This window comes from Bacteriovorax sp. PP10, assembly GCF_035013165.1.
GTDB lineage: Bacteria > Bdellovibrionota > Bacteriovoracia > Bacteriovoracales > Bacteriovoracaceae > Bacteriovorax > Bacteriovorax antarcticus.
The window spans coordinates 1,708,942-1,730,912 of sequence record NZ_JAYGJQ010000001.1; the positions used below are offsets into that span (position 1 = coordinate 1,708,942).

22 protein-coding genes are annotated in these 21,971 nt (G+C 37.0%); 14 read left to right on the top strand and 8 right to left on the bottom strand.

All coding sequences use genetic code 11. The features are described 5' to 3' along the window. Positions 1-207 precede the first annotated feature (207 nt). From SHI21_RS08410 to SHI21_RS08435, 6 genes are all read left to right on the top strand, one after another. Entirely contained in the window at positions 208-1,284 is a 1,077-nt protein-coding gene (locus SHI21_RS08410; protein WP_323575904.1) for an OmpA family protein, read from the top strand. A 203-nt stretch (positions 1,285-1,487) separates the two neighbouring features. Next, positions 1,488-2,372, top strand: coding sequence for a chemotaxis protein CheX (locus SHI21_RS08415; protein ID WP_323575905.1), 885 nt, complete (start codon positions 1,488-1,490; stop codon positions 2,370-2,372). A gap of 229 nt (positions 2,373-2,601) precedes the next feature. Continuing rightward, positions 2,602-4,095, top strand: a complete 1,494-nt coding sequence (locus SHI21_RS08420) for a sensor histidine kinase (RefSeq protein WP_323575906.1) — start codon at positions 2,602-2,604, stop codon at positions 4,093-4,095. Further along, positions 4,076-5,524: an ATPase domain-containing protein gene (locus tag SHI21_RS08425; protein ID WP_323575907.1), complete on the top strand. Its 1,449-nt coding sequence runs from the start codon at positions 4,076-4,078 to the stop codon at positions 5,522-5,524. The genes SHI21_RS08420 and SHI21_RS08425 overlap by 20 nt, the downstream gene beginning before the upstream one ends. Then, positions 5,521-5,892: a response regulator gene (locus tag SHI21_RS08430; RefSeq protein ID WP_323575908.1), complete on the top strand. Its 372-nt coding sequence runs from the start codon at positions 5,521-5,523 to the stop codon at positions 5,890-5,892. Before SHI21_RS08425 ends, SHI21_RS08430 begins: the two co-directional genes overlap by 4 nt. A gap of 114 nt (positions 5,893-6,006) precedes the next feature. Further along, the gene (locus tag SHI21_RS08435) at positions 6,007-6,909 is read left to right on the top strand and encodes a proline iminopeptidase-family hydrolase (RefSeq protein ID WP_323575909.1); all 903 of its coding nucleotides are present in this window, start codon (positions 6,007-6,009) and stop codon (positions 6,907-6,909) included. On the opposite strand, the gene SHI21_RS08440 is transcribed toward SHI21_RS08435, so the two are convergent. The 6 genes from SHI21_RS08440 to SHI21_RS08465 all read right to left on the bottom strand — a co-directional run bounded on the left by SHI21_RS08440 (position 6,887) and on the right by SHI21_RS08465 (position 11,965). After that, positions 6,887-7,399, bottom strand: a complete 513-nt coding sequence (locus tag SHI21_RS08440) for a peroxiredoxin (protein ID WP_323575911.1) — start codon at positions 7,397-7,399, stop codon at positions 6,887-6,889. The genes SHI21_RS08435 and SHI21_RS08440 overlap by 23 nt on opposite strands. Before the next feature lie 41 nt (positions 7,400-7,440). Then, on the bottom strand, positions 7,441-8,244 hold the full coding sequence (locus SHI21_RS08445) for a response regulator (RefSeq protein WP_323575912.1): 804 nt from the start codon (positions 8,242-8,244) through the stop codon (positions 7,441-7,443). An 81-nt stretch (positions 8,245-8,325) separates the two neighbouring features. Then, entirely contained in the window at positions 8,326-8,832 is a 507-nt protein-coding gene (locus SHI21_RS08450; protein WP_323575913.1) for a GNAT family N-acetyltransferase, read from the bottom strand. 103 nt (positions 8,833-8,935) lie between these two features. Next, entirely contained in the window at positions 8,936-10,342 is a 1,407-nt protein-coding gene (locus tag SHI21_RS08455) for a discoidin domain-containing protein (RefSeq protein WP_323575914.1), read from the bottom strand. A gap of 116 nt (positions 10,343-10,458) precedes the next feature. Next, positions 10,459-11,400, bottom strand: a complete 942-nt coding sequence (locus SHI21_RS08460; RefSeq protein WP_323575915.1) for a hypothetical protein — start codon at positions 11,398-11,400, stop codon at positions 10,459-10,461. Between the two features lie 43 nt (positions 11,401-11,443). Next, positions 11,444-11,965, bottom strand: a complete 522-nt coding sequence (locus tag SHI21_RS08465; protein ID WP_323575916.1) for a hypothetical protein — start codon at positions 11,963-11,965, stop codon at positions 11,444-11,446. A gap of 147 nt (positions 11,966-12,112) precedes the next feature. Here SHI21_RS08465 and SHI21_RS08470 point away from each other — a divergent pair, with 147 nt between their 5' ends. From SHI21_RS08470 to SHI21_RS08500, 7 genes are all read left to right on the top strand, one after another. Further along, on the top strand, positions 12,113-12,895 hold the full coding sequence (locus SHI21_RS08470) for a substrate-binding periplasmic protein (protein ID WP_323575917.1): 783 nt from the start codon (positions 12,113-12,115) through the stop codon (positions 12,893-12,895). A gap of 102 nt (positions 12,896-12,997) precedes the next feature. Further along, complete coding sequence (locus tag SHI21_RS08475; RefSeq protein ID WP_323575918.1) at positions 12,998-14,965, top strand: methyl-accepting chemotaxis protein; 1,968 nt, start codon at positions 12,998-13,000, stop codon at positions 14,963-14,965. A gap of 111 nt (positions 14,966-15,076) precedes the next feature. Beyond that, positions 15,077-15,886 (top strand): class D beta-lactamase, encoded by an 810-nt coding sequence (blaOXA, locus tag SHI21_RS08480; protein ID WP_323575919.1) that lies wholly within the window; start codon positions 15,077-15,079, stop codon positions 15,884-15,886. 32 nt (positions 15,887-15,918) lie between these two features. After that, entirely contained in the window at positions 15,919-16,350 is a 432-nt protein-coding gene (locus tag SHI21_RS08485) for a TlpA family protein disulfide reductase (protein ID WP_323575920.1), read from the top strand. 93 nt (positions 16,351-16,443) lie between these two features. Further along, positions 16,444-17,094, top strand: coding sequence for a c-type cytochrome (locus tag SHI21_RS08490; RefSeq protein WP_323575921.1), 651 nt, complete (start codon positions 16,444-16,446; stop codon positions 17,092-17,094). Further along, complete coding sequence (locus tag SHI21_RS08495) at positions 17,094-17,954, top strand: c-type cytochrome (RefSeq protein ID WP_323575922.1); 861 nt, start codon at positions 17,094-17,096, stop codon at positions 17,952-17,954. Before SHI21_RS08490 ends, SHI21_RS08495 begins: the two co-directional genes overlap by 1 nt. A gap of 243 nt (positions 17,955-18,197) precedes the next feature. Then, the gene (locus SHI21_RS08500) at positions 18,198-19,634 is read left to right on the top strand and encodes a hypothetical protein (protein WP_323575923.1); all 1,437 of its coding nucleotides are present in this window, start codon (positions 18,198-18,200) and stop codon (positions 19,632-19,634) included. On the opposite strand, the gene SHI21_RS08505 is transcribed toward SHI21_RS08500, so the two are convergent. Both SHI21_RS08505 and SHI21_RS08510 read right to left on the bottom strand, forming a co-directional pair. Continuing rightward, positions 19,631-20,479, bottom strand: a complete 849-nt coding sequence (locus tag SHI21_RS08505; RefSeq protein WP_323575924.1) for a substrate-binding periplasmic protein — start codon at positions 20,477-20,479, stop codon at positions 19,631-19,633. The genes SHI21_RS08500 and SHI21_RS08505 overlap by 4 nt on opposite strands. A 122-nt stretch (positions 20,480-20,601) precedes the next feature. Beyond that, positions 20,602-21,471, bottom strand: coding sequence for a LysR family transcriptional regulator (locus SHI21_RS08510; RefSeq protein ID WP_323575925.1), 870 nt, complete (start codon positions 21,469-21,471; stop codon positions 20,602-20,604). Positions 21,472-21,557: 86 nt separating this feature from the next. Between SHI21_RS08510 and SHI21_RS08515 the strand changes: the two genes are divergently transcribed. Next, positions 21,558-21,956, top strand: coding sequence for a hypothetical protein (locus SHI21_RS08515; RefSeq protein ID WP_323575926.1), 399 nt, complete (start codon positions 21,558-21,560; stop codon positions 21,954-21,956). Positions 21,957-21,971 lie beyond the last annotated feature (15 nt).

Below are 21,971 nucleotides of genomic sequence, written 5' to 3' on the forward strand. Positions count from 1 at the left end.
AACAATCCGCAGGACGATCTTATTGTAACATTCGCGCTTCAATTCAATGTAGAGTGCAATAATGCCAATAAAGATCGTTAGTATATTAACTTTTATTGATAACTAATAATTTTACTAGTTCATTAATGCACGGGCCATAAAATTGCATTTCTTCTTATTTAAGATCTCTCATCATAGCGGAGAGTATATTAACTCAAGGAGGAACCTATGGCCGCAGTAGTAAGTGATAGTCTCTTTAGCGTTTCGCAAAGTTTTTTTTCACCAGACATCTTACAAAAAATCAGCACAGAAATTAATCAGCCAATTGAAAAAACTAAAGCAGGGCTTAAGTCAGTTATTCCTACATTATTGATGGGGATTGTTAATAAAGGGTCGACTCCTGAAGGAGCAGAGACTTTAGTAAATATGGCAAGCAGGCATACAACACCGATGAATGTTTCAGCAGACTCTGACACTTTGAAAGAAGGAAATGAATTCTTGACAGGAATTTTTGGAAACAATTTATCTAATACGGTTTCAAGTCTGGGGGTGACGACAGGAATGAATACTGGGAGCATTTCTAAAATGCTGGGAATGGCAGCTCCGTTGGTGATGGGCGCGATTGGCTCAAAAATAAAAAATGAAAAGATGAGTGCCTCTGGTTTGATGAATTTTTTAGGGCAACAAAAATCTTCTTTAATGGCGCTAATACCAAGTGGACTTGGTGGATTGACTGGAATGCAAAATAGAACGTCAGAGACAAGTGTATGGCCTAAGGTTGTATTGCTTGGGCTGGTCGTTGCAGCAGTTATTTGGTTGCTTAATACTTTTGCATTTAAGAGACCTGCTCCATTGGTTATGAAGAGTCCAACGACGTCTCTACCGGCCGCAGTAAGTCCAAATTCAATTCAGAGTATTGGGTCACTTCAGGCCTTTATGAATTCAACTGCTGCTGCGGGAACATTGAAACGTTTTCGTTTTGAGCATTTAAATTTTCAAACAGGAACGACGACCTTAATGAATGGAGCGGAAAATGAGTTGAATCAAATTGCTTTTACGATGAAAACTTTTCCGAACGCAACCGCGAGAATTGAAGGCTTTACTGATAACACAGGAAATGAAGCTGTAAACCAGACCATTTCTACAAAGAGAGCACAGGCCGTTAAAAATGAACTTGTGTCCCGTGGGGTAAGAGCTGATCGTATCCTTGCAGTGGGGATGGGACAACGTAATCCTATCGCGAGTAACGATACAGCACAGGGAAGAGCAGAGAATCGTCGAATTGAGTTTGTTGTGAAAAAATAATTTTATTTAAATTGAGCAGGGATCCCCTCGGGTGTCTCTGCTTAATTTATTTTCACAGGAGACCTTGTTAGTCAGGTATTGCAATGTTTTATACTGGTTAGGGTGTCTAAATAATATTTTCAATCTCAAGATAATTTGATTCCTGAGATTTCACGATATTCCGATAATGATTAAACAAATTATTAACCCACATGATAAAAACTATGACTCACAAAATAGGTATTGTTACAAAAAATTTGAACTTCTTTAACCTGCTTAATAAACAACGAAGATCAGATCAAAATTATGAAATGGAATTAGTGAAGTCGATGGATTCGTTTACTCAAATCCAGAATATGGGGAAGGTTATCTCTAGTTTTATTTTCGATAGTTCTCACACCACAGAAGATATTATAAAGTTCGGAAAATATATTCAGAACTCTAAACGCCATCATGGGGCCTTGATCTTTTTAGCTTTTGATAATTTTGAAATGTTTCAGGCCATCACAGTAGATGATGCTTTTTCTAATGCTAAAATTATCAACATGCCAGCAACTGCTTCTGATATCTATTTAAAGCTTATTACCGATACAGCTCAGCTGGACAATAAGGCCAATCAAAAAAGTAAGACTGAAGGGGCGATTAGTAGCGCTAGCTTCTTAAATATTTTTATTGAAGCGACTATGAGTACAGTGAAAGAGATGGCCACATGTGAAGAGATCACTCATTCAACTCCGAGTTTACTTGATTATGAGAAAATGGAGAGTGGCATTGCGATTAGAGGGAAGCTTGCGATTACATCTCCTTATTTTACGGGAAGCTTTTTTATTTCGTTTCCAGAGCAGACTTATTTAAAGTTGTGTACGAAAGTTCTTTATGAAGAAGTGACGAAGATTGATAAAGATAACGAAGATTTAGTTTCGGAGTTATGTAATATCGTTTACGGGAAGAGCAAAGTTTTGATTGCTAAGCTTGATATGAAGATGGGGATGGTCATTCCTACTTATAATCGTGATGCAAAAATTAAATCTAATTCAAGTGTACTCGTTGTGAAGTTTGCTACAGAGATGGGGGATTTTTATGTTAAAGTTGCTCCGGGATTGATTTAATACGGTTTCAGCAGTACGACAAATCACTTTATTAAGAAGTGACAATAAAACCGAATTTTATAACGGCCTATAATCTTAGGTATTCAAACTTTAGGTAATATCAATCTTTTTCCAAAAGGTCTTTTTTAAGATTTATCTAATTCCAAAGAGTATAAAAAAGTGAACAATCACTTTTTCAAATAGTTTATCTAGCGCTATTTCAATATTAAAAAGTGATAAGGCAATATTAATGGACAGTGAAGCAAATGCTTTAGAGTTGAGAGATTTTTTTCTCCAGGCCCCCATGCCTTTTGCTGTCTTGAATGGGCCTGATCATCAATTCACTTTCGCGAATAGTGCTTATGAAAAATTTGTTGAAAGAGCTGTCGTAGGGAAAACAATTAAAGATCTTTTCGCTTATGATGAAGTTAAGGATTATTTACCTCTCCTGGATAAAGTCTATGCAACAGGTATCTCTTTCATTGGTAACGAGATGCCATTTTTTATTAAAGATGGCCTTGATGCAAATAAAAGACTCTGGATCAATGTGGCCTACCACGCTTTTCGTGAAGCTTGTGGAAAGATAAAAGGTATTATCGTTTTTATTACTGACGTGACAGATATCGTGAACGCTAAACACACTATTCAAAAAAGCGAGAATCAATTTAGATTATTATCGAATGCTCTCCCCAATATGGTTTGGATGGCAAATCCCGATGGAAAAATAGATTGGTATAGTGACGTTTGGTATAAATATACAGGACATAAAAAAAATTCAATAAGTAATGAGATCTCACTTGTTATTCATCCTGATGATATTCTGCTTTCCACTGAAAAATGGAATAAAGCGATAAAAAAACAAGTGAGCTTTAAAAAAGAAATTAGGCTAAAGAAGTTTTCGACCGGTGAATACCGTTGGCATTTATGTCTGGGGATCCCTGTCAAAGATGAAAATGGAATTATTTTAAGATGGATTGGATCTTATACTGATATTCATGATCAGAAAATCAATGTTCAAAATTTAGAACAGGAACGAGACTTGAAAGAGGTTTTTGTTTCTACACTTTCACATGATTTAAGAACACCTTTAACTGTTGCTAAGTTGAGCGCTCAGATGATTGCCAAGGTTCTTTTAGATGAACCCGCATTACTTAAATCTGCCAAGCGTATATCCAGCAATATGGATAGAGCAGATAAAATGATTCAGGACTTGCTCGATACAAGTTTAATAAAAGCAGGCGGAAAACTTCCTCTTAAAATTAAAGAATGCTCTTTAAATGCTTTGCTAAAAGCTATTATTGAAGATCTTAGTAGCGTTTATGGAGATCGTTTTAAGATTAATTCCACTGAACAAATTAATGGTTTTTGGGATCCGGTTGGATTACGAAGAGTTTTCGAAAATATTCTTATGAATGCGGTCAAATATGGAAGAGATGAGGGGCCTATTAAGGTTACAGCTAATTGCTTAAATCAAAATGTAGAGATTAAAATTCATAATGAGGGCGATCAAATCAACCCTAATGAGCTGAGTTTACTATTCACTCGTTTTAAAAGGACCGAGGACTCACATTCTGGGCACCAAAAAGGTTGGGGACTTGGATTAACGCTGGTCAAAGGTCTAACTGAAGCGCATGGTGGATCTATACATGCGATAAGCTTGAAAGATGGAGGGACAACGTTTACCGTTTCCTTGCCGCTTGACTCACAAAAATATGGACTAAGATATGATGAAAAAAATGGATAGAGATTTGTTTATAAGCGGTGTCCATGGACTTGATCAAATTTTAGGTGGTGGTTTTCTAAAAGGAAGACTTTATCTTATCGAAGGTGTTCCAGGAACTGGAAAAACTATTCTTGGTAATCAATTAGTTTTTAATAATGCCAAAATGGGGAATCATTCTCTGTTTGTTACCTTATTATCTGAGTCTCATGGCAAAATGTTAGACCATATTAAATCGCTAAATTTTTATAAAGAAGATTTAGTAGGAGAGTATGTCTCTTATTTAAGTGGTTACACTGAACTCTCAGAAAATGGTCTGAACGCATTTAAAAAATTTCTTATGAAGGCGATCCGCGCTAGTAAAGTTAAACTTCTGGTTATAGATGGATTTAACTCCGTTCGATTTTTTTCAAAAGATGAAATTGAATTTTCAAACTTCCTTCATGATCTAAACACACTTGCTGGCGCAACTAATTGCACTATTGTCATTATGAATCCTTCAACTAATAATCCTACACCTTCAGAGCACGCTCTTGTTGATGGAGTTATCGAGTTAAAGAAGACTGATGTTGGAATGAGAAATGTCAGAGAGATTCACGTTCGTAAAATGAGAGGGATGACTCATTATGAAGGTCGTCATGAACTACGTATCTCGGATGAAGGACTTTTAGTTTTTCCTCGAATAGAACTTTTAGTGGCCCTGTTAAAACCTTTTCACCCTCAGCTCTCAAATAAAAAATTATCTTTTGGAATAACATATTTAGATGAAATGCTAAAAAGTGGAGTCTTTGTCGGCTCTATGACTTCTTTATTCGGCCCCCCTGGGTCAGGAAAAACTCTTATCGGAATGCAGTTCTTACATGAAGGACTGACGAATGGAGAAAATTGTCTGTATTTTGGTTTTTATGAAACCAGAGATCAGATGCTTTCTAAGGCCCGTGGTATTGGTCTCGATTTTGATCCCTATCTTGAATCTGGAAAATTTCGATTTGAATGGTTTCCACCAACAGAGCAATTAATTGATGAGTTGTTTGAAAAATTAGTCAATATTATTGAAGAGCATAAAACTGCGCGCGTTTTTGTCGATGGAATTGAAGGCTTTAAATTGTCAGCAGTTTTCTCTGATCGTCTTCCCAGATTTGTGGCCTCGTTGACTATTAAGCTACGTGCCCTTGGGGTGACAGCTATTTTTAGTGAAGAAGCAAGGCTGCCAATCGTTATTAAAGATTATCACTCAGGTGAGTACTCTGCTGCATTTGAAAACATTATTTATCTTAGATATATGGAAACAGATTTTCAGGTTAGACGACTTATTAATATTTATAAAGTCCGCTCTAGTGACTATGATATTGCTATTCATGAATTCAGTATTTGTGACAAAGGTATTGTTGTAGAGAAAAAATCTTTTAAACCAGTTAAAAATGAAGTTGAATCAGTGGATGGTGATGAATGAGCCATAAAATACTTGTCGTAGATGATGAGAAAGATATTCTTGTAACATTCCAGGATTTATTGGAAATGGAAGGATACAAAGTTATATGTGCCCACAATGCTCGTACAGCATTGGCGTTATTTCATGAATTAAAACCAGATATCATCATCACAGACATGATGATGCCAGGAATGAATGGAATGGATTTGATTCAGGTCATAAGAAAGGGAGATGATCATCCACATATTCCCATTATTTTAATGAGTGCCATGGCCTCTATTTTACATTATGAGAAAAAAGGATGGGACATCTTTATTAAGAAGCCATCAGACATTGATACAATTTTGGATTCAGTTCGACTATTGTTGGGAAAATCTAAATCCAAATAAGATAGGTCTTTAGAAGAATTATTCCCACCGATTTCCCTCCCTTCAGACTTATTATTCCCAATTCCATGGCCTATAATTTTTTGTAAATCATTTTTTTGATAAAAGAAGATATTTATGGATAATAGATCTTATCAATTTCATGGAGATCGTATGTCTTACATTAAGCATAAATTCGGAAAAACTTTTTACGTTTTACATAAATCAAAAATTAAAAACAAAAAAACTCCCATCATTTTTCTTCATGGTGGTCCAGGCGGAACTCATAACTACTTTTTACCTTTGAAGGGCCTGGCAAAAGATCGTGATGTTTATATGTATGATCAAATCGGTGGCGGGGAAAGTTCTGCTATCAACGAGAAGTTGTGGACGATTGATACATTCGTAGAAGAGCTTTCACTTTTAATTAAAGCATGGAAGCTCGATAGTTTTATTTTAATGGGAGCTTCATGGGGGACAACTCTTGCACTTGAATATTTTTTAGAAAAAGAAGATCCGAGGATTGAAAGAATTATTTTTCAGTCACCCTTATTTTCAACAAAAGACTGGGAAAAGGATGCTGTTGGTTTAATTAAAAAATTACCTAAGAATACCCAGAAGGTTATTAACTACTGTCATGAGATCGAAGCTACCGACTCTAAGGTTTATAAGCAGGCCGTGTTTGACTATTACTTGAGACATGTTTTACGTGACGGAAAATTACTTCGTAAGAAAAGTAAGAAGCCAAATATAAGTGGTGGAAAAGTTTATGAGTATATGTGGGGGCCGTCGGAATTTAAAGCGACTGGTACTTTAAAAACTTATGAGAGAGCTTCCAAGTTAAAGAAATTGAAGATGCCCGTGCTACTTATCTGTGGTGAGCACGATGAGGCGACACCATCTACAGTAAAGAAATATCATAAGATGATTAAGCAATCAGAATTTTGTGTGATTAAAAAAGCATCACACTCGATTGCCAGAGAGAACCCCAAAGCACTAATAAAAGCGATTTCTGATTTTATTTCTTCTGAAGTTCACTAATTTTAGTGGCCACTCTTTCAGCATCTGTAATTGGGTCAACATCCTTAGCGATATCTAAAATCGTTAAGTCTGGCCCAATGATAAATGTCCATCTTTTTGACATATTCAGAAGAGGAAGCTTTGATCCGTAATCAGTTGTCACTTCACCTTTTTCATCAGCAAGTAATGTAAAGTTTAAGGCATGAGCTTTCGCAAAGTCGGCCTGGTCTTTTACTGAGTTCGTACTGATACCGAAAACTTCTGCTTTTAGTACACGAATTTTTTTAATGTTGTCGCGGAAGCTACAAGCTTGTTTTGTACATCCTGGTGTTTCTGCTTTTGGGAAAAAGTAGAGAACAGTCCACATTCCTTTTCTTGACATTAAATCGAATGGTTTTCCTTCTTGAGTCTGAAGCTTAAATGGTTTTGCCGGATCGCCGACTCTTAGTTCTGAACCAAAAGCTGAAAGAGAAATAAGAAGAAAGAGAGGAATGAGTTTTAATATTTTCATATGAAAATCATATTCCTAAAGATTAAGAAGGCAAGGGAAGTCTAATTCAAATAAATTAAAATTTCTTCATGGGCCGATGTGACTTTATAGAATGCAGGAACCTGGCCAGGGAAGAGAAGAATCTTTTGACTCAAGACGTTTGAGCAAGTCATCTTCACGACACCTTGATTAATGCCTTTGAAAAACTGCTGCCATACAGAAAGGTTCTCGGACTCAATTTCTTTATACTGAGTTCCTTGAATGTTTCCAGCGATCTTTAAAAAAGTTTTAGTTTTCATCAGAAGGTTAACCGAAAGTGGGCCGGCCGCTTCCTGACTAAAAATGGTGATGCTTATTGATTCGAAATTCCATAAATCGAAAGAATTAATCTTTTCAATTTTTGCGGGCTGACCAGTGACGGTCGATAATTTCTCGGCAAAAGAATTAAGCCAACTTTCATTAAGGGCCGTGTTTTCTACTGAAGTCGTTTCTTTTAAACCCGTGGCCTTAGTGACTAATTCAAAAAGTGTCTTGCTATCAAAAGGTTTATTGAGGAAATAAACTTTACTCTCTCTGCTCATTTCAGTGAGAACCAGCTTATTGATAAAAGCAGAACATAGAATGATAGGAGTGTGGGCGTTTAATTTTGAGTCTCTGACAATAGTAATGAACTCATCACCGGTTATCGCAGGCATTCTCAGGTCAGTGATAATGAGATCAAATTTCTCTTTATCAATGGCATGCCATCCTTTTTGTGGGTGATCACAGAATGTTACCTTAGCACCAATCTTGGCAAGAAAATTTGTATAGATATTCTCTAGAGGTGCTTCATCGTCGATTACTAATACTGTAAAATTATTTTCCATAGATTAATTATGCATGGATTATATAAATTATCTTTAAAAAAATAAGGGCGATTTCAAAGGCCCACCTTTTTGATAAGGTATTTAAAGAACTCTCGACATCAATCTTGAACCCTGTCCATAATTAGCAATGAGAGCATTCTTCTTTTCTGGCGTGATATCTAAGTATTCCAGGAAATTATTTTTATCCCAATAGTTACCTGATTGAGCAACGGCCACCAAAGAGATTGTTTTAAATCCTAGAAGTCTTCCTGTCTCGCAGGCCTTCTCGATCATGGCACGGGCAAGTCCAGTTCCTCGTGCTGCTGGAAGCAGAGTGATGTCATGAATAAAAAAACAATCAGGAGTTGGAAGCATTTTAGGGAAGTTTTGATTGTTGACCGGAGTTTCTCCTAACTTCCAGGGAAACGCGATCATGTAACCAAGAAGTTCTTCGCCATTTTTTGCCACATGAAAGTATTGTCCAAATATTTCAAAGCGATTGAGCAGTACAGAGTGAGCTTCGCATAGATCTTGCGTGAAGGTTTCTTTTTGTACTTTGGAAACATCTTCCATATCTTGAATAGTCATTGGAAGTATTTTAATCGACATGCATAACTCCATTTCTTTAGATGATGATAAAAGAGGCGGTTATGAAAGTCTTTGCTCGATGCGAGGATTGAAAAAAATGGCCCCTGGAAAGGGGCCTTAGATATTAGTAACCAAAAACTTGAAATTCATTAAGTGAATAACCCCATTTAGTCAGGCGTTGTGTTCCGTACATCCTGACATAGCGACCTGTTCCTGTGAGATTTGTTATTTTGATAATCCCACCTTTACCATTCGTTTGTGAATGAATCGTCGTCCAATTGACGTTGTCATTTGAAGTCTGGATTGTATAAGCTTTTGCGGCCGCATCCCAGTTTAATGTCACACCATTAATTGTACGTTGAACTCCAAGGTCTACACTTAACCATTGAGTTCCAGCTGCTGATCCTTCAATACTATCCCAACGAGTTGCTGCGTTTCCATCGAAGGCAAGTGCAGGAAGAAAACTTGAATTGTAACTTGAAGACGCTGTTGCTGGTTTATTGTTTGAGAGAAGAATTGTTTCAGGAGTCGGAGGTGTCGGAGGAGTTGGTGGAGTGACAGTACCTGAATAGTAATGTGCTCCTAACTTATTTTTTGTCGATCCAGCATTAATACCAAATTGAGTGAGGCTCCAACGTTTTCCTGTTGCAAGATCTCCTAAGTAAAGCTGATATCCACCTTCAGTCGTGCTGGAAAAAATAACCTTATCAGATCCCACTGGTGCAGCATCAGAGTTATTTGAAAGACAGTCGTTGATTGAAAGTTGAACGGCCACTGCTCCGGGAGCTGTCCCTTTAGTATAGAGTTGATCATTTTCAACAGTGGCACTAATCCATTTTGTGAAAAAGACCGTGTTAGCATCGCGAACGATTGGATAGTAATTATTAATTCCAGGTTCAACATTGAATGGTGAAGTGACACCTGTGACTAAGTTCTTCTGGAAAATTCCTGAGTTTTCATTGTCGCCTTCAGCGAAATACACTGTGTTTCCATCAACAGAGGGATAGGGCATAGAGTTCTCAATAGTGGCCGCATTCTTCGTAAGATTAACTACTGCGCGGGTTGTGAGATTCATTCTCATGATGTCGCCATTTTGTTTGTAAAAAATGCTTGAGCCATCAAAAGAGTATTTTGGATCTTCGTTTCTCGTATTACCATTTGAGTTTGTCAGGTTAGTAGGAAGAGCACTTGAACCTAACTTCCAAAGATAAAGGTTCCAGCTATTATTTTGAATTCCCATGAAAACAATAGAGCTTCCATCTGGAGAGATGTGCGCATTCATCGGATCAGAAATTCCCCATGAGGATTTACTTAATTGGGTCAGAGTGCGAGTTGCAAAATCATAAAGAAACATTTGAGAAGTTCCATCACCGTAAGTCACGTATGAGTGGTAGACGAGTTTTCCTGTCAGTGCAGGGAAAGTAGAGTTCGGTTGATTAGTTGGATTGTTCACGCAAGCAGCTAGTGCATTGTTTGAAAAAACTTGCGGCCCAAGAAGCAATGTTAATAGTAACAGACCTACTTTACCCATGTGATACCCCTTTGTAATTTTTAGAACTACAGGTCTATCGGTACATTCAAAGGGAACTGTAAATTAAAATTGTTTCTCTCATAGAAGGTGCAAGAGTGATATAGTCTGGTATTGTTTTAACCTTTCTCTCTAAAGAAGATATCGATTCTAAACTGAACAAATTTCTCATCATTAAAATGACTGGACTTAGGAAAGTCTACCCCAAGTGTCCATGTAGCGTAGAGCCAATCCATATATAGAAGTTGCTTGTAACTCACAGAGGCATCATAGCTTTCATAGTAGAATGTAGGTGAGAATTTAGCATTGGCACCAAGAGAGTAGGCCAGGCCTTTTTCTTCGCCTATGATTTGAGTAAGAACAAAGTTATTACGAAGAACAAGAGTGTCAGACTCATCTGTCCAGACGAGAGAGTTGATTAAGTCAGTCTGAAAGGTACTGTTTAATTTCTTAGTCAAAACAAGCTGAGAGATATTCTCAAGTCCTTGCTGGCGGTAGACGATGACTTTTTGAGACAGACCGATTGTTAAAAAATGAGCATTAATATCTTTACGCAATTCGATTTTAGCAAAAGGATTAAGAGGCATATCAAGCCTGATTCCAAAATTAAAAAAGCTGGCAAAATACTTTGATTGTTTTAAGAGAAGACTTGCGCCGGCCGTATAATGCGATTCTTCATTCGCATTTATAACTTTCCCATCTTTTGTAATGACTCGATTACTTGATACGGATGTATCGCTAATCGCGTTACTAATTTCATCTTGTTGCTTTTCAATAACGATTTTCAATTTTTTAGTCGTATTAGGTAAATCAAACCTTACTTGAAAATCATAATTGGTATCTAGTGATTGCCCTTCTTTTTTATAAAAGCTGGAATAGAAGAAAATACTACTTTTGGTTTTAGATGACTGAGACCCCTGATTTGTAAAAAAAGTGTCAACTCTTCGATTGAGTTGATCCCATTTCGTTGCGATATATTCATTTGAAGCATTGATATCTTCTTCAATTGTCGTCTCTATCGCTGGAGTCGTCGGAGGCCCGACGGAAATATCTTCAGACATTACTGAGTATGAAAAAATAATTAAAATGAAAAAAAGTGAAATTTTAATAACTCACCCCAAATGTTAGGATGGTGTGCCTTTTAAAATAGCTAACATTGCTTACCTGATAAGCAAGTCGAAGGAAGTATTTATTGTAACGATAAAGGGCCCCTGCCTCCAGAAGAACCATATCCTTTTTGCCGGCATTTGTATCATCACGGCCTAGAAATGGATTTTTATGTAAAACAGTTTTGGCAAAACCAAAGGACATCGTGAAAAGGAGTGGAATCCAAGGTTGAGTAGGTATCATGACCCCTCCTTTAAAACCCAGTCCACCGGCCTTTAATTTATCTTTTTGATTCAAAGAATCCTGAAAAAGAGAGCCCGTCACATAAGCATTGTAGGTAGAATCTTTAACTTTTTTTTCAGTTATAAATCCAAATTCCAGTAAGAAATAGTCTTTATTAATAACAGGTGGGGCCAGCATGAGAAGGTTGCCCTTAGGGAATATAAAATTATTCGTGTCTGCTGCAATGACAGGACTTCCAAAAATATAAAAAATGATGAGTAGTATTTTTTTGATCAAGCCACTTTTCCACTATAAGAATATTTTAAGAAGTATATCCAATTAAACTATAAAAGACATTTTTTATTTAATAAAAGCTTCATAATGGAGTTAGAATGTTCTTAATTTTTCCCATGATCGTAAAATTTAGCGTATGCAAACTTATATATGAAACTCTATTTAATACTATTCTTACTTTTTTATTCATTGGATTTGGTGGCCCAAGAGAGTATTCAAGTTTATTCGCCTTATGATTCGCCACCCTATGTACTTAATTTAGAAAAGGGCGAGGGATTGGTGTTTGACTTTGTTAAGGAGCTCAATGAAACCTTTAAAGGAAAATATCATTTCGTTGCAAATTTTGTTACTCGCGGAAGATTAAAAATTATTTTTGATCGAAAGGATTTTGCGATGATTGTCCCTTTTGTTAATCCTGTATGGTTTGATGATATGGCCGAAAAGAAATTCTTATGGACTCAAGAAATTTCAAAAGATTGCAATGTCATTATCTATCGGCATGATAAACCGTTACACATCAAAAAATTAGACGATCTTACAGGTCTGTCCACATCAGTCGTTAATGGGCAATTAAATATCAATATTCAAAAATTGTATGATCAAAAAAAGATACGTGTCGAGAATGCAAATAATGTTGTCCTCAATTTTTTGAAGCTTTCAAAGAGGAGAGTTGATTTTTTAGTCATAGGATACACTCTTGCAGATTATATCATTCGGAATAACAAATTATTTAATCTGGAAATAGTAGAAACACCTGTAGATGTTTTTAATAGGAAGATACTCGTTTTTTCAAAGAAAGATGCAAGACTTGGTGCCGTGCTTAGAGATCAATTATCATTGATGATTAAGAATGGAAAAATACAAAAGATGTTTAATAAATATGAACTCAATTCTCATCCATCTATTTGCAATAATAAATTGGTCATTCAGTAAACTTACCCAACCAAATCATTTTTCATAGCTTAATTATTTCTTGAGTTACATGTTTTTGGAAGTAACCGATATAGGCATAACTCTTATTTTAAGGTTAATTATATGTTGGATAAATTTCATTTACGTACTCGAATGGCCATTGCAATTATTTCTGTCGTTGTGGTGAGTTTAATTTTCATGACGGTTTACAGCTACATTAAATCGTCTCAATTGATTAAAGAGGAAGCTCTTGGAAAGGCCAATTATATTTCCAGAGATTATGCTAACTCTATTCATAGCGATGTAGAAAAAGCATTCGTTCGTGCTCGCACTCTGAGAGATACATTTCTTAATATGAAAAAAAGAGGACTGACTCAAAATAGAGAGATCGTGGTCGACATGATCAGAGATAATGCTTTATCTGATAAGAATTTTTATTATGGTTCAGGGACATTCTGGGAGCCCAATGCATTCGATGGAAATGACCTGGCGGCAAAAAAACGTTATGGCGAAAACGACAGTGGGCGACTTGGATACTGGTATCGCAAGAATGGGGACAGCTATATCATGGACCCCACAACAGCTTCTCAGGAAGCGGATATGGAAAAGGATGGAATTGGGGATTGGTACCTTATTCCTAAGAAAACAAAACAGGAATTAATGATTGAGCCGTATGAATACACAACGGCCGATGGATTAAAATTAGTTTTAACTTCTCCGACTGTCCCAATGATTTTAGATAATAAATTTGTTGGTATCGTCTCTGTGGATATTACACTAAATACAGTTATCGATTTAGTAAATAGTATTAAGCCTTATGATGTAGGATATGCATTTCTGATTGATAGTACAGGGAATGTTATTTCTCATCCTGATAAAAGTGTGGTGATGAAGCCATTACAGGATCAATTCATCATGGATCAGATTAAAAAAGGTGTGGCAGAAAAGAAAGCTATAGAATTTCAAGTTAATGAAAAGGGAGAAGAGTATCATTATATAACGACACCGATTTCTCTTGGAGATTCGAATAAGTCATGGTCTCTGGTTGTCGCGATCCCATTAGCAAAAGTATTGGAAGGTTCGCGTTCTCTGGCAAAAATTCAGATAACTCTTTCAGTTTTATCTATTCTTATTATTTCTATTATTATTTTTATCATGGCCCAGTCAATTTCGAAGCCGCTTACACTTGCTGCTGATGACATTGGAGTGACGGGGAATATCCTTCTTGAAAATTCTAATAAATTAAAAATGGTTTCAGAAAAACTCTCAAGCTCATCAACAGAGCAGTCGGCCGCATTGGTTGAAACAGCAACGGCCATGGATGAGATCAATGCCATGGTTCAAAGTAACACAACTTCTGCCAAGCGAGGGAAGGAAGCGTCTGAGCATTCAAGCCAGTCTGCTCACGATGGTAAAGGGGCCACTGAAGATGTTATTAAAGCGATCCATATGATCAGAGAGGCGACTAATAAGATTTCAGATCAATCAAACCGTTCGAATACTGAGATTCAGGAAATTATTAATATCTTCAATACGATCTCAGATAAGACAAAGGTGATTAACGACATCGTTTTTCAAACGAAACTCTTATCTTTCAATGCTTCAGTTGAAGCTGCGAGAGCTGGAGAACAAGGAAAAGGATTCGCGGTTGTTGCTGAAGAAGTAGGAAAGCTTGCAGAGATGAGTGGGACTTCATCACAGGAGATCTCTGAGCTTCTGGCAAGTAGTTCACACAAGATTGAAGATATTATTAATAAAAATAAGCAGGCCACAACAGTTCTTATTGCGGAAGCTGAAGACAGAGTAAGTACTGGAGTAAAAACAGCGGAAAAATGTGCAGACGTTTTAGATAAAATTCTTGTGAACTCGTCTGAAGTGGCAAGTCTGGTAGATGAGATCTATTCAGCTTCTCAGCAGCAGGCAGCAGGTGTTTCTGAAGTCAGTAAGGCCATTGCCGAGCTGGAGTTAGCGGCACAAGAAAATTCGAATATGGCATCAGAGGCGGCGCAATCGTCGCAGGTGATTCTTGATAAGTCAGATGAGCTTAAAGTGGTTTCTGAGAAATTAAATAGCGTTATTCGCGGGGCATGATATATATTTTCGTTGGGGCAACTCAATGCTCCAACGATTTTTTTGTGCTCTTTAAAGTTGAATCATCATTTTCTTATGGTGATAATAGTTGCTGACCATCCTGGAGCAATTATGAAATTCTCTTTGTTCATTATCATTAGCTTACAAGTTCTTTTTCATTCTGCTCAAGCAGATGATCGTTGTTTTATTACAAAAGAAAACGACAAAATCACGAGTACTGGTGAATGCACGAAGAGGCATCCACCTCAATCTACATTTAAATTAGCAATTAGTTTAATGGGATTTAATGAAGGGATTTTGATTGATGAAACTCATCCAGTGATTCCCTTTGTTAAAGGATACGCGGACAATATCGAGAGCTGGAAGCAACCACAGGATCCTACGAGCTGGATAAAAAATAGCTGCGTCTGGTATAGCCAATATATAACTAAAAAATTAGGAATGAAAAAATTCCAAAGCTATGTGAAAAAATTTAATTATGGGAATCAGGATGTTTCTGGTGTTAAACGCAAACCAGATGGATTGACATCTTCATGGATCACGAGTTCTTTGAAAATCTCTCCTGAAGAACAAATACAATTTTTAGAAAAATTTCTTAATTCAAAACTTCCGATAGATGAAAAATCTGTTCGTTCTACACGCAATATTTTTTATCTTGAAGAACTGCCCGATAACTGGAAACTCTATGGGAAAACAGGAACAGGGGATTTGACTTATAAAGATGGATCTCAAGATAAAACTCATGAGCGTGGTTGGTTTATCGGATGGATTGAAAAAGGGAATAATAGAGTGATTTTCGCTCAGTATGTTGAAGAGAAGAATATTAAAACGAAAGAAAATAGTTTTGGTTATGTCGCTTCAAAACATGCAAAAGAATTAGCGAAAGAGAAACTGCTTAAAATAATTGCGAGTAAAAAATGAGGCAGTGGTTTTTAGTATTTCTTGGAGTCGCATTGTTCTATCAAACTTCTTTGTTAGGCAGTGATTTAATAAATATCCCATCTAAAGATTACTCCATCATCAATAGCGAAAAACAATCATTGGTAAAATTTCCTCCGCAAAGTAGATCTATAGTTCTCTTTTGGGCATCATGGTGTGGCCCATGTAAAATAGAAATGGCCAGACTTCGCTCATCAGTTGAGTCAGGTAAAATTAAACCAATTCAAATTTTTGCTATTAATCCTTTTGAGACATTAGTTGATATAAAAAAGTTTGTGTCGACAAACAATTATCCATTCACCTTTCTTGATGCTGCAGATATAGGTTTTGATTTAAGTATTTCCTCAACACCAACTACATTGTTTTTAGAAGGAGAAAAGATTATATCTCGCAGTTCAGGAATGAGTCTGCTCGGAATTTGGAAAGCTGAAAAATACTTAAGATGATCAAGCGCAGCGCCTATATCCCACAATAGCTTTGACCTCTCCTGAAATCCCTTTATAATTATATTTAATTTACTCATAAAATTAGGAGAGTCTGTGATTAAAAAATTAATACTTATCTCGCTACTATGCTCAACTGCGATGGCCGATTCTCGCGTTGAAGTAGGTCGCAAGTTAGTTGCAGAAGGAAATGAAAAAGGTGTTCTACCATGTATGACTTGTCATTTGCAGAATGGCGAAGGGATGCAAGAAGAAGGATTCCCAAGTCTTGCAGGAATGAATTCTGCTTACATCACAAAACAACTAAGAGATTTACAAGGTAAAAAAAGAATCAGTGATGTTATGAACCCCATAGCAAAAGAGTTAACGGAAGAAGACATCGCCAGTGTTGCGGCCTATTTTTCTCAACTGCCGGTTGTCTCTAAAGTAGAAAAAAGTACATCAGCTACAAAATTAGCTGAAGGAAAAATAATTGCTGAAAGAGGAATCTGGAGTAAGGGAGTGCCAGCATGTTTTGCTTGCCATGGACCGGGAGCTGTTGGAGTAGGTGAAACTTTTCCTCCACTTGTGAATCAAGGAAAACTTTACCTGACAACTGAGCTTACTAATTGGCAGAAAGGGGCAAGAAATAATGATCCTGAAATGCTCATGAAAACGATTGCTAAAAAACTGAGCAAAAAAGAAATTGAAGCTGTCAGCGAGTACTTAAGTTCACTGTCTGACGTAAAAACAGCAGAGGTTAAATAATGAAAGCAAATACACTATTATTGATTTTAGTCTGTTCATTTATTTCATTAGAAGCACATGCTGCAAAAAAAGTTACGTACTTTGAACCACCGCTAGAAAAAGATATTCCAGATAATGATTTTGGAAAGCTTGTGAAGTTAGGTCGAGATGTTTTCATGGACACTCAGACTCATGCAAAACCTTATGTTGGAAATTCACTTAATTGTGTGAATTGCCACTTAGATGCCGGACGACTTGCGAACTCTGCACCACTGTGGGGAGCTTACGGAATGTATCCAGCTTATAGATCTAAGACGAAAAAAGTTGATACGATTGAAAACAGAATGCAAGGCTGCTTCATGTACAGCATGAATGGAAAAGCACCGGCCGTAGATGCTCCAGAAATGAAAGCATTAGTGGTTTACATGTATTGGATGTCTACTGGAACACCTGTTGGTAAATCACTTCCAGGAAGAGTCTATCTGGATTTAAAAAAACCAAAACGTGAGCCGACATGGGAAGCAGGTGAAACTGTTTATCAAAAAAACTGCATGATCTGTCACGGAAAAGATGGCGATGGCCAATACGTAAATGGCAAAACAGTGTTTCCACCACTATGGGGTAAAAACTCCTTCAACTGGGGAGCTGGAATGCACAGGATAAATACAGCTGCTGGTTTTATTAAGGCCAACATGCCTTTAGGTCAGGGAAATAAATTATCTGATCAAGAAGCGTGGGATGTAGCATTTTATGTGAACTCTCATAACAGACCTTCTGATCCTAGACAAAAAGGTACTTTGGAAGAAGCACGCAAAGACCTGCATGATGAAAACTGTTCATACGGTAAAGACATTCATGGTGAAAAATTAGGAACGATGTAATTCTATTTTAATTTCTTGCTCCCATCTTTGGATGGGAGCTTTTTATCCCAAAGATATTTCTTCAAATCAATTTTTTCATTTCACTTATTCTAAGAACTTTCCTTGGTTGTCGTCAAATTGGTCTTCTGCCTAATTTAAGACACTTCCTTGGCCATCATCCTGCCTCCTCATAGGGGAATGGCAGTTTTAGGGCCCTTTTACCGACTTAATTAATGCATTATAATAGCTACTATTAGGGGTGAAATGATGAAATTCAATGCAAAAATTTCGATGTTGGTCTTCGTACTCGCGGCAAGCTTTGGTTGCGGTAATGACATAGGAAAAATCAAGATTAATCAAACTTCTAATCCCGTTGTCTCAAATCCAAATACCAATTCACCTGATACCGGAACCACACAACCAATAACTGGATCGCCGGCCGAAGAATATACTGCAGGTCCGATTATCTATCGTAGCAATAATGGAAATGATTTTTTATTTTCAGTCAGTGATGTAGAAGGCCCTAAAGCTGGATACTATCCGGATGAAGCACGTTTCGGAACACTCGCGGTAGGTGCAGGTGGAACGACTCCCTTATTTCGTTGTCTTTCAAATGGAACTAATCGCACTCACTTTTTAAGTACGGCCACTAATTGTGAAGGGCATACTAACGAAGGCTCTTTAGGAAATGTTTCAACTACTGCAAAATCTGGCCTGGTTCCACTTGTTCGTTGGGTTCATTTAAAATCAAGTCTTCATATCGCAGTTGTTCCAAGTGAAAAAATTGATTTCACAGGATGGAAGCAAGAGGGAACTCTAGGATACGTTACAGAAATTAGAATTCCCTCAGTGGTTAAAACACCAGACGATGGGAAAAAGTATTTTGGATATTATGCTGGAGCTATGGATGGTGTCGGTTCAGGAGATTACATTTCAGAACTTTGGACAAGCAGTAACTTAATCTTTATTAAATCTGCAGGTAACTTTGAAGCTAAGCTTGCTGATTGTGAAAGAAGAGGAGTGAAGGCCGTCATTACTTTCGACTATCTTTTTTTAGATAATGATTTTCGTTTGAAATCCGACTACAAAGAAAAATTTAAAACGGTTGAACCTATTATTCAAAAATATAGCGCAACCATTGCAGCTTTCTATGGATTAGATGAGCCCTATGCTAACAGTGCTGCTCACGGTGTAAGTGCCGCTGAAACATATCATGCTCAAGAGACGATGGGACGATTTCTAAAGTCTAAATTTCCAACTATCCCTATCGGAGTTATTTTCACAACAAATGAAGTTAAAACCGGTAACCGTCTTTTTCCAAGTTTTGATTGGTTTGGGTTTGATTGTTACAATGCTGAAATGGAATGTGGTGGGCAGTCGGTAAGCTGGTACTTTAATAAACTTTCAACAATGATGAATGAAGCTACTGTTAAAGATGGAAAAAAGCGCTACCTGATGGCCATTCCTCAATCAGGACATCCTGTTTCAGATGGGAGTAAAACAGGGGAGAAGAATATTCTTGCTCAAATTCCAGGTTACCGTCAGATCGTGAGAAGCAATTCAAATATCAAAGTTGTCATGCCATTTCTTTGGCAGACCTTTAATGATGGCAGTGCTAATTGGATTGGAACACGTGAGATACCAAATGTTAAAGCTCAGTACTTGATGTTCTATCAGGATTTTATGAGAGGAACTCTTTAAGGATAATTTTTTCTCAGTCCATTCATCTCAGACGTTAAGTAGTCGGCCGGAAGAAAATCCTGATAAATTTTCTTCTGGTAGAATTCTTTAATGATCTGATTATATCTTCCAGATTTTTTAAGCGTCTTCAATCCCAAATTAAATTTGTTAATCAGATCGGCGCTTTTAGGAGATGCTTTGGTCATGACTAAGTGATACTTGGTCAATTGGATGACATGATTATTATGAGTGATTTGTTCAATTTTCTTTTTATCAAAGTTTTGATTAAGAAGCACATACCCAACTTCCAGGTCACTTGGGACAAGTTGTACGCGGCCTAAAAGTAGCATATTAAAGGCCTGAAGCATTGTCGTCACACGATCAACTTTGATAATTTTATTTTCTTCAGCAGACAAAAACTCTTGTCCCATTCCACCAAAGCCACGGGCAGCACCAATTCTTAGTTTACTTAAATCATTATAGTTCTGCCATTTGACGGATGTTGATTTCAAATGGAAAAAAACATATTTCCCGGTGTAGATCGGGTCACTAAAAAGATAATTTTTTTCTCTTTCAGTTGTTTTAGAAAGAGCAATTGTGCCATCCCATAGACCTGACTTCGAAAGCTGATAAGCACGTTCCCACGGAAAAATTCCCAATTTCATTTCTATATTTTGAAGAGCAAAGGCCTCTTCGGTAATTTGAGAGATGAGACCTTTGTGGTCGAGGGTTTCCGAGATATAGGGAACCCATTCTCCAGCAGTCAGGCGTACAAGATCTTTTGCCTGTGCCATTTGGATAAGCGAAAAACAAACTAAAATAGCGATAAGCTTTGATAGAGCATTAATGTGAAATCTATATTTCATCCCAAGATGTTAGCTTGTTTTTTCATATTTAGGAATCATAAGCTTTCCTTAATGCTGATTACAAAAAAACAATGGCGAATTATTTTTATCGGACAAGTTTGGATTGGATTTATATCAGGATACTAGCTTAATGAACGTAGGCATTTGGCCACTTGGCGGTGAAGAGTCGTCTCAGTACTGCCTTTTTTATAAATAATAAAAACACTTTGGGAGCGCTCTTTCATTGGTATAGGAGATTTTAATTCAGACAGTCTAAATTCTGCCTGAACACTTTTATTATAGAGCTCAACAATAAAGCGCGGAAGGTAGGCCACACTTATTCCTTTACGACACAATTCTAAAGCAGAGCCCATCACTGTCACTCGAAACTTAACTTTGCGTTCAAAGCGGTGATCGGGCCATCCATCAAGTCCGATAACTTTTGAAGGAGTTCCTTCACTCGGAAGCAGTGGAATGACAAAGGGAAGATCTGAAAAATCAATGCTGCTAAACTTTTTAGAAATACCAAATACACCCATGCTGATCTTAGAGACTTCTAAAAATTCAACTCCGACTTTTGGAACCGGGACATAGGTAATTCCAAGATCAACTTGTCCATGAGCAATGGCCTCTTCAAGTTTACCAGGACCAAGTTCATGCACTTCAAGGCCTTCAAGATTTAGTGAATCCGAAAGATGGCCTAAAAAATAAGTGGTGAAGACTTCAAATGATCCAATTTTTGTAGGAGTCCATTTTTCAGAAGATTTAATTTTTTCAGGAATTTTTAACCAGCTATCTAAAAGAGCAGATGTCTCAGATCTAAAAGTTCTTCCAGCTTCGCTTAGTTTTAGTCCTCTCCCGTCTGTCTCAACCAGCTTGATTCCTATTTCAGATTCAAGAAGTCTTAAGGCCTTTGAGAGGGCAGGTTGTGAGATATGCAGAACTTCTGAAGCTCTGACAAGAGAGCCTGTGTCTGCAAAAACATGAAAGTATCGAACTCGATCTATATCCATAGGTTATATATTTATAACATTAATTCACTTTTATTCAATAAAGAAAATAGATATAAAGTTGAAAATCTTTGGATCTGGAGAATGCAATGAAAAGGTTAAGTATCAGTATTTTGTTTCTTTTATTAACTGTCAACGTGGCCTTCGCTGAAATAACGGCCCCTGTTACAACTTATGGAATCCACCTGTACTTTGATGAACAAGAGTTTGTTGATATCCTGGTGATCAATAAAGATGCCGATGGAGTACTGACTGGTGACATGCATGTTCCAAATGACTTTGATGGTAAAGTTTCAAACTTAGTCGTGAACGATGAAAAAATCGTTTTTGATTTACTGGTACCCAAAAATTCTTCACGTCCAACTGATCTAATGTTTCATTATGAAGGAAAGTTCTTCGATAAATCTCTTAATCAGATGATTGGTTTTGTCTCAATTAAAGGAGAGTCTGGATTTGTCGCTTCTTTTGTTGGATTCATCCGCGATTAGGATTCAATCTTGGTC